Below are 11,800 nucleotides of genomic sequence, written 5' to 3'. Positions count from 1 at the left end.
CGGTGATCGGTTGGCAGCTCGCTCCCACAATGCCGTGGGTCACCTGGGTGGCCATGCTGATCGGTCTGGGCCTGGGTCTGGCCAACACCTTCATGAAGTCCATCAAGCCGCCGCTGGCGCTCGCCTGCACGCGTTCGTCGAGGGCATCTTCTGGGGGGAATCTCGTGGTGGTACGACGCCCTCGTCCAGCAGAGCAACCCTCAGTACACGGGCCTGGTGTCGCAGGCGATCATCGGCACCCTGGTGGCTTTCGGTGTGATGCTGGCCCTCTACACGGGCCGAATCATCAAGGTCAACGGGACCTTCATGAAGGTCATGATGGTGGCGCTCATCAGCTACGCCGTCATCGCCCTGGCGTCATTCGTCGCGGCCCTGTTCGGAGTCGGTGGAGGCTGGGGTTTCTACGGAGTCGGGACCCTCGGCCTGTTGCTGTGTGCCTTCGGAGTGCTGCTGGCGGCATTCACCCTCAACCTGGACTTCGCCGCGATCGAACAGGGCATCAAGATGGGGCTGCCCGAGCGTGAGTCGTGGCGGATGTCATTCGGGCTGTTGGTCACGCTGATCTGGCTGTACCTCGAGATCCTGCGGCTTCTTGCCTTGGTCGCGCTCAGCAGGGACTGATGCTCGCCCGAGACTGACCTGACAACGGCGGGGACGATCCGATCGGATCGTCCCCGCCGTTCGTGTCCTGTGGGTCAGGTGAGTTTGCGCGCTGCCCGCACTTTGTCGTACTCGTGCACGATGGCTGTCGCCTGGCCGTGTGAGAGGTCGTACTCGGAGCGCAACCAGGTGACGCGTTCGTCGAACCGGGACAGTGCTGGGCCATGTTCCAGCACAGTGAACCACTCGCTCATCTGCTTGCCGGTGGAGGCGGGGATCCGCTCCACCAACTGGCGGTGCGTCTCCTCGGAATGGTGCAGGGTCATCGTTCCTCCCGGTGTCGTGGCCCCTGTTCGCTGGAGTCCACCGTACTCCCGTGATCGGCTGGATCCGATGCCCGGTCCCCGGGAACTCCGATGCGCAGGATACGTCTGCGTCGCCGCCCCAGGCGACCTGGTTCCGCAGGCGCCGCCGACACCTCGGTACCGGGTTGCTCGGCGGCTGCGGCGGCCACTTCGAGCAGCGGGGCTTCGACAGATGCGTCGAACAGTTCCGGCAGGACCTCGCCACGTTCCCCCCGGCTCAGCGCTGCGAGGACCGAGGGAGCCAGGACCTGCGCGACCGCCTCGTAGCCCTCGGTCGAGGGATGAAACTGATCGGTGCTGAAGAGTTGGTAGGGCCGCTGGGCGAACTCGGGACCGAGAAGATCGCCCAATGACACTGCGCGAGCGCCCGCGCGAACCACTGCCACGGCCTGGGCTGTTGCGAGTGAGCGGGCCATCTCGCGCAGCATCCAGCGCAAGGGGGGTCGAATGGGTTGGACCGCGCCGAAGTCCGGGGCGGTCCCCATGACGACCTGGACGTTGTGATCGCGCAGTCGTCGGACTGCCTCCTCGAGGCGAGCCACCGATACCCGCCTGGGCACCGCGTGGGTGACGTCGTTGGCACCGATGATGATGACCGCAACGTGGGGCCGGTATTGCAGGGCGCGCGTGACCTGGGCCTCGAGGTCGCGGGTGCGGGCCCCCACCATGGCGACGTTGCTCAGCACGACAGCCTGGCGAGTGTAGTCCGACACGAGGCGCGCGAGTTGGGCTCCGATCGTCTGGGTGGGGTGGTCGGCGCCGAGGCCCGCGGCGATCGAGTCTCCGATCATCACCAGACGCTTCGACGGGCCCTTGGACCGTCCGTACCTGCCGTCGTCGTAGGGGGCAGCTGTGCGACGAGGTCCGATGGTCCGCTTGGCCTGCTGGCGTTGCATGTTGATCAGGCCGGCTGCAGCGGCACCAACACCGACCAGACCGGCGCCGCTGTACGCAGCAAAGCGCGCAACTGTTCGGGGATCAGGTGAGACCACGATCCGATGGTGGCAGCAAGGGACGACAGATGATGCTGTGATCGCTCGGCTTGCGAACAAATCGCTCGGCTTGCGAACAAATCGCTCAGCTTGCGAACAAAGGTGTCCGTCGCTCCAGGAACGCCGCAGTGCCCTCGAGGTGATCGGGGTGCTCAAGTGCCTCGACGAGGAGCGCCCGGGTGTCGTCGTTCTCGCCTCGTACTCCGGACCCGGCCCACGCGATGGTCCGCTTCATCGCCCGAACCGATACCGGGGCTCCACCGGCGATCTGCAGCACCAACTGGTCGATGGCGGCATCCAGATCCTCGAGGTGGACGAGTTCGTCGACCAGACCCACCCGCAGAGCCCAGGTTGCTTCCATCCGAGCTGCGGTCAGCAGGAGACGTTTGGTGGCGCTGGGTCCGATGAGGTCGACCAGCCGGGCGGTGTCTGGCTGCGGGTAGACCAGTCCGAGGCGCGTGGGAGGGACGGCGAACAAGGCATCGGCGGATGAGAAGCGAAGATCGCAGGCGGCGATGAGGCCCACCGCACCCCCGGCGCAGGGTCCCGCGATCCGCGCGACGGTGGCCAACGTGCAGTCCGCCAACGCCTGTGTCGCTCGGGTGACTCGCGTGTGGTTCGCCAGTCCCCAGTCTGTGCTCCCGGCGTTCTCGCGGTACTCCGCGATGTCGGCGCCCGGCACTGAACACCTTGTCGGTAGCCGATCGCAGAACCAGGACCCGTGCGCCAGGGATCGACTGGGCGTGTGCGACCAGTTCCGGCAGGTCGTCCCACATCTGCTGCGTCAGCGCATTCGCCTTGTCGGCACGGTTCGAGGATCAGCTGCACGGCCGCGCCGTGCGTGTCCAGTACGAGTTCGTCGGAATTCACATCTCGACCCTATCCCGCCAGACCCCCCGCCAACCGGCCACCTGACTGCCACCCAACCGGCGCCCGCTGCCCGCGCGCGATCAAGGCTGGTCGCGGCCTACCGTGGGGGGAAATCACCGATCGGCGGAATCATGATGCGACGTGTCACCATCCTCGGCGGAGGCAACGGCGCCCGGGCCGCGGCGGCGGAGTTCGGAATCGCGGGACATCAGGTCACCATGTACGACGTCCCTCAGTTCATCGGTGGGCTGGCTGCCATCGAGGCTTCCGGACGGATCACGGCCGATGGCGTGTTCGCCGGAACTGCCCCGGTGCGCGTGGAGCCCGACCTGGAAGCCGCCATCGCCGACGCCGAGGTGGTGCTCATCGTGGTCCCCACCACTCATCACCTCACGTATGCCGAGTTGCTCACCCCACTGGTGCGCGACGGCATGAATGTCGTCCTCATGCCCGGCTCGTTGGGATCGTTGGAGTTCGTCGAGGTGGTGCGACGGTCCGGCTCGACGGCGGACATCACTGTCTCGGAAATCGCAGCCCTGCCCTATGCGACGCGGATCGTGGGCCCCGACTCGGTCCATGTCTTCGGGCGGCGCCGGATAGTGTCGATCGGGGTGTTCCCGGCGCAAGCTGCTGACCGGGTCCGGCCGGTCATGAGCGACCTGTATCCGGGCATCGAGGAGATGGCGAATGTGCTTGAGGCCGGGCTGAGCAATCCGAACCCGACTCTGCATTGTCTCGGTGTCCTGTTGTCGGCCAGCCGCATCGAATACAGCCACGGTGACTTCTACTACTACGAAGAAGGCATGACGCCCCATGTGTGCCAGGCGATAGAGGCGATCGATGCGGAGCGGGTCGCCATCGGGGCCGCGTTGGGAGTCTCGGTCCTGAGCCTGCGAGACACCTACTCGGTCATGGGATACGGGCCGGCAGGGGACACGTTCTGGTCCGTGATCCGTGGGGTCGCCGCACTCAACGGCATCAAAGGACCGACTGAGATCGACAGCCGGTACCTCACCGAGGACGTCCCGATCGGTCTGACGATCTACTCGCAGCTCGGGACCCAGCTCGGAGTGGACACCAAGGTGATGCGGTCGGTGATCACTCTCGTCGGGGCGCTGCTGGACCGGGACTTCGTCGCGATGGGCCGCACCCTGGAGCGCTGTGGCATCGGCGATCTGAACCGTGGTCAACTGCTCGACTACGTCACGACCGGGCAGCGCGGTTAGCCCGGGGTTAACCGCCGGGGTCGGACCCTGGGTGCTCGGGGGGTGGCGTTGCCGTGCGTGCGTGCTTCTCCTCGGATCGACGGGGTGCCTGGGCGGGCTGGGAAGGTGCCGGGTTGACTCGGGAGGGTGCCTGGTGGGGCTGTGAGGGTGCCGGGTCGACTGGGGAGGGTGCCTGGTGGGGCTGGGAGGGTGCTTGGTCGGCCCAGGAGGGTGCTTGGTCGGCCCAGGAGGGTGCTTGGTCGGCCCAGGAGGGATGGTGGAGTTGAGCCCATTCCACCGTCACGTATCCGGTCCGCATCCCCTCGCGAGCACCCGCATCGGAGTAGGCCTTGTACACGTGGCCGGCGACGAGCAGGGCCACCCCCAGTGCCACCCAGTCGTGGACGAACGTCGCACCGGTGCGCAGATCATCAGAGAAGCTCCGGAGAAATACATGATCATTCCCGTGCCGAAGAGCACGATCAGGGCGCCCGCCTCCACGTGGGAGTGCAACTTCTGACCCGCGTTGAACTTGCCGATCTTGAGGGCGCCGGTGCGGCGCTGCTGCTTGCGGAACCAACGCCAGTCATCGGGGGTGAACCGGTTCAACCGAGTGAGATCCGCCCGGAACGCGGCGATACACAGCGCGATCAGGATCGGGACCGGAAGCACGAAACCGGCGATGATGTGGAGTCGCTTGAACAGTTCCCGGTTGCCTACCAGGGCACTGAGATCGGGGAAGTACAAACAGGCCGCACTCACGATGAGTGTGACCACCAACACCGCGATCGCTCGGTGGGTCCACCGTTCGGCGCGCGAGAATCGGGCGAGGCGCGGCTCAGGTGACGGGGTCATCCGTGCGCCCGTTGGATCGTCCCACCCATGCGTCGATGTCGTAGCCGCGCTCCTCCCAGTAGCCGGGTACGACCTCGTCCGTGACGATGATCCCGTCGAGCCACTTCAGCGACTTGTAGCCGTACATGGGCGCAACCACCAGACGCACCGGCCCTCCGTGGGCGCGGTCGAGGGGTTCGCCGTACAACGTCGTGGCGACCAGTACGTCGGGACGCAGCGCCTGGTCCTTGGTCAGGGACTCGGTGTAGACGCCATCAAAGGACGTGAACTGTAGGGCTCCGGAACCGATGTCGACATCGGTGGCGGAAAGGAGATCCGACAGCAGCACCCCACTCCAAACGGCGTCGTCGACGCGCCAGCCGGTCACGCACTGGAAGTCCTTGGTGAGCCCGGTCTGGGGTAGGTCGGCAATTTCCGCGTAGGTCAACTGCGTTCGCCGGGAACCGCTATCGATGGTCAACCGGTAGTCCGCAATGCTGCGTTCCGGATAGCCATTGGTGACCGTGTAGATGCGGAACCCACCGGTGGCCGGCAACACCTTCTGCAGTTCGGGCGCCACGGTGGACACAGCGGCGGTCGTCGCGTCCGACAGACGCCGACCGAGAAGGACACCTGCGCCGCCCATGACCACCAGGCCGAGGACCACCCGGCGGCCGACCGGCGCACCAGATTCCATGGGAGATCAGATCACGGTGATCGGCTCCGCGCAATGTCGGCGGCGGCGTTCGCCGCTGATACCTCCGCAGGAGGCCGTCGGTCACGACGCTGTGGCGCTGTCCCCGCACGTGACCACGAGCGTCGTCGTTCCGTCTGGAACTGTCACCGTCTGGACCTGTGGCTGGCCCGCTGTCGCGGACGTCGATCCCGCGACGGCGGACATGTTGCAGTTGATGTTGATGACGTGAACGTTGCGTAAGGTGGTGCCGGATGTGGCCTGCAACTTGAGGAAGCGCTCGCCCTTGTGGCACGACTTCTTGGACTGTACAGAGCGCATCGCTCCCGACTTCTTCTTGACGCACACCTTGATCGTGTCGGTCGTCTGGGTCGGGGCCGCCGGAGCGGCGACGGCTGGGGTGGCGACGACGGCCAGCGCGAAGCCGGCGAAGGTGGAGCAGGCGATCATGACTTGAGACTTCATGGGCGGAGCCTGTCATACGAGGTTCGACGAGGTGCGTTTCCCGTGCCGTCGCTTCCGATCGAAGTGCGTAGTCAGACTGGAATCTCGACCGACTCCAACGGCTCTGCGGCCGCCGCCGCGTACAGCCAGCCCTGGGCATGGACCCAGCCCTGCTCGGTGAGGAGCGCGGCCTGCTGTGGCGTCTCGACACCTTCAGCCACCGTGTCGAGCGCGAGACCGTGAGCGAGACCCGACAAGGCCGCAGCCAGCTGCAGGCAGGTCTGATCCTGCGCGTCGAGTCCCGAGGTGAAGGATCTGTCCAGTTTCAGGCCCGCTATCGGCAGGTCACGCAGGTGGCTGATGGACGAGTAGCCGGTACCGAAGTCGTCCACGTACCACCGAACTCCCATGTTGGCGATGCGCCGCATCTCGTCGCGCACGTTGTCCGAGATCTCGAGCAGAGTCGTCTCGGTGACCTCGAGGTGGAGCCGCTGGGGATCGACGCCGGACTCAGCCAGAAGGTGACCAACAAGTTCCGCCGTTCCCAACCGAGCAAGGGTCGTCGGCGAGACGTTCACGGCGACACTGCGTTGCGCGGGAATGCGGGTCAGCCACTCGACCGATCGTGTGAGGATCTCTTGATCGATGTCCGCGACCTGTCCGGTGCGTTCCGCGATCGGGAGGAACTTGTCCGGGGTGACCACACTGGCCTCATCGCGGATCCATCGGACCAGCGATTCGTAGCCGGTGATTTCTCCCGTCGCCAAAGACACGATGGGCTGCAACCAGGGGACGAACTCCCCGGATTGCAGCGCCACCCTGATGTCGGCCTCGATGTTCAGTCGCGCCTGGGCATCGGCGGCCAAGGTGGGATCGAAGAACGACCACCTGTCCTTGCCTTCCCGTTTCGCCTGCTGCATGGCCAGAGCAGCGTCTCTGATCAATCGGTCCGGATCAGAACCGGGCCCGCCTGTGGCGATACCGACACTCACCGACGGATGGAGCGTATGGCCCGCGATGGTCAAGGCTCCGCGCACACTTTCGACAACCCGTTGCGCGGTGTCGGCCGCGTCGCTGGCCGCCGTGAGTTGGGGGATGAGGATGAGGAACTCGTCACCGGAGCCTCGCCCCACCCGGTCGGGGTCGCCGATACCGCGTGTGATCCGACTCGCGACCCGTTCCAGTTCGATGTCTCCGACCGCATAGTTTGCGGCGTCGTTGACCGCTCGTAGGTTGTCCACGCCCGCGCACAGCACTCCACTCACTGCGCCGGGGCTCAGGTGACCCAATGCTGTGGACGCGCGATTGAGGAAGCTCGACCGGGTGGCGAGTCCCGTGAGCGCGTCATGGCCGATTGCGTGGGCCAGTTCCGCGCGGGCCGCGACTTCGTCCTCGACGTTACGCATCGCGATGATGCGGAAGATGCCCTGGGGGGTTGGCGCTGCTCGAACGTTGAGGGCCATCCATTGCCAGGATCCATCCGCACGGGCGATACGGAACTCGCCCTGGACCACTTGGCCCCGAATGACATCGTGACGACCGGTGATCGCCCTGTCCCGGTCCTCGGGGTGGATCAGGTCCATTCCGTGGCCGAGGATTCTGTCCTGGGTCCACCCCAGTTGGCGGGTCACCGACTCGGAAGCCCAGATGATCTTCCCTTCGGGCGACACCTGCCAGACCACATCCGACGCGTTTTCGGCGAGCAACAGGTACTGCTGCTCGCGCGACAGCAACTCCGACTCCGCTTGGACCTGGTCGTGGATATCGCGGAGGGCGACGACGCGGCCGATCGAGTGGCCCTCAGGGTCGACGGCGTTGCGGCTGGATGCGGACACCCACAGGTAGTTCCCGTCGGCGCAGCGGAACCGATAGCGAAGGCGCAAGGGTCCTTTCCCCACGTCGGCTTTGTCCAACCCGGCCATCAGTGAGGGCAAGTCGTCGGGATGGATGAAGTCCTCGGGCGGGTGTCCCAGCAGGTCCTCAGGGTTCCAGCCGAACAGGGAAGAGGCGGAGGCGGAGACCCACTGGAAGCGCCGGTCGGAATCAGCCAACAGCACGACGTCGGAGGAGTTCTCGGCGAGCAAGCGGTAGCGGCGCTCGCTGTCGGCGACTCGTGTCGCCGCCGATGCGAGTGCGGATGCCTCCCGCAGGCGGGTCATGCCATAGCCGAGATCGGCGGCGAGGTCTTCCAGCAGATTCAGGGCCTGAGGATCGAAGGCTCCGATCTCATCGGCATAGACCATGAGCGCACCCTCAACGGTGCCGGACACCGTGATCGGCATGGCGATCGAGCATGCGAAACCCTGCTTGGTTGCCGTGTTCAACCACGGCGTGAAGTGGGGGTCGTCGTCGAACATCTCGAGCACTTGGGTCGTGCCCGACTTGATGGCCCGTCCGGTAGGACCGCGACCGAGGGGGTCGTCGCCCCACGAGACCTTGATGGTGTCCAGGTAGCCGACACTCGAGCCGGCCGCCGCCACGACTTGGACGCTCTTCTCGGCGTCCAAGACCTTCCGCCCGAACCACACCAGCGGGTACTGGCCCGTGTGGGCGATGGCGCGACACATCTTCTGCAGGAGTTCGTCCTCATCCTCCGCACGAACGAGGACTCGATTCGCCTGTGACAAGGTGGCCAAGGCCCGCAATGCGACACCCGAGCGATCTTGCCGCAGAAGGACCAGAGCGCCCGCCGAGGGCTCATGCGGAGGGGGCAGGGGACGCATGAGAGCGGTCATGCGTCGATGTCGGCCCGAGGGCAACGCGAGCCGGACCTTGACTCGCTGGGATTCGCGCGAGGTGATCGCCCGACCGAGTGCTTCCTCTGCGCGGTGCAGGTCCTGTCGGTGGATCAGGTCCAACAACAGGGTCCCGGTCAACTCGTCAGGATCTCGATCCAAGATGTCGCTGACCCCGCCAGACACCCAGGCAATGATCCCGTCGGTGTCGGTTTCGCAGACGATCTCCTGTGATTCATCGGAGATGAGCAGCAGGTCATGCCAGGACGGTATGGCGGTCGGGTCCGGTTCCCGAGTCATGTCCCCCACCCGTCGTCGGCATCGCTCGTCAGCGACACGCTGGAGTTCCTCCGCCAGTATGTCGGTTTCTCGGCCGATCAGCATGGTTGCCTCGGCTACGGTGCCGGTGTGGCGGGGAGTCAAAGCGTCTTGGGCCTGGATGAGTGTCCTGGCGGCTGGGCCGGGATCGGGTGGACCGGTTCCGATGTCATCGGCGAGCGGTGACGGGGTCACCCCTCGTCGGGGTCGGAAACGCTGATCACTATCTCGTTGCGCCGGGCGAATGGGGGTTTCCACGGCGGGTCGAAACGCGCCCAACGCGGTGAGCCCTGCGCGACCCACCCGGCGGAAGTGATCGCCTGTCTCAGCTCCTGGGTGCGGCGCGCCACGTTGGCCTGGGTCCACCGTCCCGACCACCGCAGGGCAGCGGCCGTGTGTTCTGGCACGTGGCGCAGTGTGACCTGAGGATCGGAAGGGATGGGGTAGGCCTCCAGTGCGCGACCTCCGGGCAACACGAACGACACCGTCCAGCTGTCGGGTCCGGCCGACTGCTGCATCACCGGCGCGGTCATCGCCAACCTTTCGCCGGCTTGTTCCTGAACGACCGGGGCGGTCATGGCGAGCTTGTGGCGGGTCTCATTGTGCCCTGAGATGTACCGGATCAATGGGCGGAAGGCGGCGTTGCCGGCCTGCTCCTGCGATCCGCGCACGACAACGTCCGCCACGGTGCAGGCCTCATATCGGCGCAGTTCCACCGAGCCTTGTCGATCCAGCACCACGTACTGCTGTTGTTCGGTCATGCCGCTGAAGCGTCCTCCTCGACGTCGATCGCGACCTTGCCGCACACCTGGCCGCTCTCGAGTCTGCGCATCGCGTCAGCGGCCCGCTCGAGTGGGAAGACGCTGTCCAAGACAGGACGAAGGTGGCCCTCATCGGCCATGTGGGCGAGCGTCTCCAGATCGGACCCCCGCTCGGCCGAGACCACCATGACCAGACGTTGGCGCAGGAAGGGGGATCGGGCAGCGGCGCGCAACTGTCGGCCCAACCCCCCGGTCCACTTCCCGGCGTTCTCGCCGCCGACGACTGCGAGCGTCCCGGTGGGGGTGAGCGCCCGCCGGAGCCGGGCAATGCCGCGATTGCCCCCGATGTCGACGATGAGGTCGTACTGCTGGGTGCCGTCGATCGGATCGTGGATCTGGTAATCGATCACGTGATCGGCCCCGAGCGCGCGAACTGGTTCGATCTTGGGACCGCTGCACACACCCGTCACCTCGGCGCCGGTCGCTTTGGCCATCTGCACAGCGTACGTGCCGACTCCTCCCGATGCCCCGAGGATGAGGACCCGCTGACCGGCTGCGAGCCGGCCACTGTTGTGAAGTGCCTGCAGGGCGGTCAGGCCCGAGATGCCGAGAGTTGCTGCTTGTGTGTTCGTCAGCGAGTTCGGCGCAGCGGCAAGTTTCTTCTCATCGGCCAGCGCATACTCGGCGAACGATCCAGGAGCGACCCCGAAGACCCGATCGCCAAGCGTGAATCTCGAGACGCCCGGGCCGATTGCGACGATGGTCCCAGCCACATCGCGACCAGGCACCGGGTTGCGGGGCCGACGCAGGCCCACGGCCGGGCGAACCAGATAGGGCTGTCCCGTCATGAGGTGCCAGGTACCCCGGTCAAGTCCCGCAGCCGCAACCTTGACCAGGACCTGCCCTTGAGCAGGTAACGGTGGCGAGTCGACCTGCTCGATTCGCAGTTGGTCCGCCGAGCCGTACTGGCGCTGCACGATCGCGCGCATTCTCTCGGGGAGTGCTGGGGCGAGCTCAACGGGAGTGCGGTCGTCGCGGGTCATCATCTCCGGCCTCCTGGCCTTACGGTGTAAGTTCGACTCACCAAAGATAGACGTACGTTGTAAGGTAAGTCAAGGTCGAACCGAAGGCAGGTCCCGTGCCGCGTGCAAAGAACACTCGAATTGGACGGCGGATGCCGGTGACCCGCGAGCGTGTCTTGACGGCGGCAGTCGCGATTGCGGATACCGAGGGAATCGGGGCAGTCACCATGCGCCGGTTGGCGGCGGACCTCGGCATCGAAGCGATGTCTCTGTATCACCATGTGTCCGGCAAGGAGGACATCCTCGACGGCATGGTGGACGTCGTTTTCGGCGAAGTTGAGGCACCCAGTGTCAGCGACTGGCGCACCGCGCTGGACCGCCGAGCCCGCTCGATGCGGGCTGCACTGACTCGGCATCCCTGGGCGATCGGGTTGCTCGAGTCGCGGACCCAGCCGGGCCCGGCCACGCTGCATCATCACGAGGCCGTTCTTCGGTGTTTGCGCGAAGCCGGGTTCTCCCTGGCTGCCACAGGGCACGCCGCCGCATTGATGGACGCCTACGTCTACGGATTCGCCCTGCAGGAGGTGCAACTGCCCTTCGACACTGCCGAAGAGACCCAGGAACTGGCTCGAGGAATCATGGCGGAGTTGCCCGCCGACGCCTACCCGTACTTCGCCGAGTTCGCCACCGAGCGCGTCCTTCAGCCCGGCTACGACTTCGCCGACGAGTTCGACTTCGGCTTGGGTCTCGTCCTGGATGGCCTGGAGAGAACACTCGAGAGCGAGCAATCCAGATAGGTGCGCGCTGGAGCCTTGTCCGGTGCTCCGTGACCCATACGGAATCGCCCATGCCGTCAGGAATCGCGGCGATGAGGAATCGCGCCGACGAGAACGAGACCTACAACGCGGGCAACGCGTAGCCCGTGTTGGCGTGGCAGTCGTAGCCGTGTGGGTGCTTGTG

12 protein-coding genes are annotated in these 11,800 nt (G+C 65.8%); 3 read left to right on the top strand and 9 right to left on the bottom strand.

Features of this window, described 5'->3' with window-relative positions; genetic code table 11:
- Window positions 1–150: 150 nt before the first annotated feature.
- Complete coding sequence (locus V9E98_10515; protein MEI2717412.1) at window positions 151–621, top strand: Bax inhibitor-1/YccA family protein; 471 nt, start codon at window positions 151–153, stop codon at window positions 619–621.
- Between the two features lie 74 nt (window positions 622–695).
- Here the strand turns inward: V9E98_10515 and V9E98_10510 are convergent, their stop codons facing one another.
- The 3 genes from V9E98_10510 to V9E98_10500 form a co-directional block, all read right to left on the bottom strand.
- Window positions 696–926, bottom strand: a complete 231-nt coding sequence (locus V9E98_10510) for a DUF4287 domain-containing protein (protein ID MEI2717411.1) — start codon at window positions 924–926, stop codon at window positions 696–698.
- On the bottom strand, window positions 923–1,957 hold the full coding sequence (locus V9E98_10505) for an SGNH/GDSL hydrolase family protein (GenBank protein MEI2717410.1): 1,035 nt from the start codon (window positions 1,955–1,957) through the stop codon (window positions 923–925). Before V9E98_10505 ends, V9E98_10510 begins: the two co-directional genes overlap by 4 nt.
- Before the next feature lie 85 nt (window positions 1,958–2,042).
- Window positions 2,043–2,639: an enoyl-CoA hydratase-related protein gene (locus V9E98_10500; GenBank protein ID MEI2717409.1), complete on the bottom strand. Its 597-nt coding sequence runs from the start codon at window positions 2,637–2,639 to the stop codon at window positions 2,043–2,045.
- 322 nt (window positions 2,640–2,961) lie between these two features.
- Between V9E98_10500 and V9E98_10495 the strand changes: the two genes are divergently transcribed.
- On the top strand, window positions 2,962–4,053 hold the full coding sequence (locus tag V9E98_10495) for an NAD/NADP octopine/nopaline dehydrogenase family protein (GenBank protein MEI2717408.1): 1,092 nt from the start codon (window positions 2,962–2,964) through the stop codon (window positions 4,051–4,053).
- 279 nt (window positions 4,054–4,332) lie between these two features.
- Here V9E98_10495 and V9E98_10490 read toward each other — a convergent pair whose 3' ends face one another.
- The 6 genes from V9E98_10490 to V9E98_10465 form a co-directional block, all read right to left on the bottom strand.
- Window positions 4,333–4,887 (bottom strand): cytochrome b/b6 domain-containing protein, encoded by a 555-nt coding sequence (locus V9E98_10490; protein MEI2717407.1) that lies wholly within the window; start codon window positions 4,885–4,887, stop codon window positions 4,333–4,335.
- The gene (locus tag V9E98_10485) at window positions 4,871–5,563 is read right to left on the bottom strand and encodes a molybdopterin-dependent oxidoreductase (protein MEI2717406.1); all 693 of its coding nucleotides are present in this window, start codon (window positions 5,561–5,563) and stop codon (window positions 4,871–4,873) included. The genes V9E98_10490 and V9E98_10485 overlap by 17 nt, the downstream gene beginning before the upstream one ends.
- 81 nt (window positions 5,564–5,644) lie before the next feature.
- Window positions 5,645–6,025: a hypothetical protein gene (locus V9E98_10480; GenBank protein MEI2717405.1), complete on the bottom strand. Its 381-nt coding sequence runs from the start codon at window positions 6,023–6,025 to the stop codon at window positions 5,645–5,647.
- A gap of 71 nt (window positions 6,026–6,096) precedes the next feature.
- A complete protein-coding gene (locus V9E98_10475; GenBank protein ID MEI2717404.1) occupies window positions 6,097–9,252 on the bottom strand; it encodes an EAL domain-containing protein in 3,156 nt (1,051 codons plus the stop codon).
- The gene (locus V9E98_10470) at window positions 9,249–9,818 is read right to left on the bottom strand and encodes a heme-binding protein (protein ID MEI2717403.1); all 570 of its coding nucleotides are present in this window, start codon (window positions 9,816–9,818) and stop codon (window positions 9,249–9,251) included. Before V9E98_10470 ends, V9E98_10475 begins: the two co-directional genes overlap by 4 nt.
- A complete protein-coding gene (locus V9E98_10465; protein ID MEI2717402.1) occupies window positions 9,815–10,864 on the bottom strand; it encodes an NAD(P)-dependent alcohol dehydrogenase in 1,050 nt (349 codons plus the stop codon). The genes V9E98_10470 and V9E98_10465 overlap by 4 nt, the downstream gene beginning before the upstream one ends.
- Window positions 10,865–10,992: 128 nt before the next feature.
- On the opposite strand from V9E98_10465, the gene V9E98_10460 reads away from it, so the two are divergent.
- Entirely contained in the window at window positions 10,993–11,637 is a 645-nt protein-coding gene (locus V9E98_10460; protein ID MEI2717401.1) for a TetR/AcrR family transcriptional regulator C-terminal domain-containing protein, read from the top strand.
- Window positions 11,638–11,800: the final 163 nt, after the last annotated feature.

It is taken from the genome of Candidatus Nanopelagicales bacterium (assembly GCA_037045355.1).
Taxonomy (GTDB): domain Bacteria; phylum Actinomycetota; class Actinomycetes; order S36-B12.
The sequence above is the reverse complement of the archived record's forward strand: the minus strand, read 5'-3'. Positions and strand labels throughout refer to the sequence as shown.

Excerpts from the sequence above, each read along its gene's own strand:
- V9E98_10465 (MEI2717402.1), bottom strand. The coding sequence starts at position 10,864 with ATGATGACCCGCGACGACCGCACTCCCGTTGAGCTCGCCCCAGCACTC.
- V9E98_10480 (MEI2717405.1), bottom strand. The coding sequence starts at position 6,025 with ATGAAGTCTCAAGTCATGATCGCCTGCTCCACCTTCGCCGGCTTCGCG.
- V9E98_10490 (MEI2717407.1), bottom strand. The coding sequence starts at position 4,887 with ATGACCCCGTCACCTGAGCCGCGCCTCGCCCGATTCTCGCGCGCCGAA.
- V9E98_10485 (MEI2717406.1), bottom strand. The coding sequence starts at position 5,563 with ATGGAATCTGGTGCGCCGGTCGGCCGCCGGGTGGTCCTCGGCCTGGTG.
- V9E98_10460 (MEI2717401.1), top strand. The coding sequence starts at position 10,993 with ATGCCGGTGACCCGCGAGCGTGTCTTGACGGCGGCAGTCGCGATTGCG.
- V9E98_10470 (MEI2717403.1), bottom strand. The coding sequence starts at position 9,818 with ATGACCGAACAACAGCAGTACGTGGTGCTGGATCGACAAGGCTCGGTG.
- V9E98_10510 (MEI2717411.1), bottom strand. The coding sequence starts at position 926 with ATGACCCTGCACCATTCCGAGGAGACGCACCGCCAGTTGGTGGAGCGG.
- V9E98_10495 (MEI2717408.1), top strand. The coding sequence starts at position 2,962 with ATGCGACGTGTCACCATCCTCGGCGGAGGCAACGGCGCCCGGGCCGCG.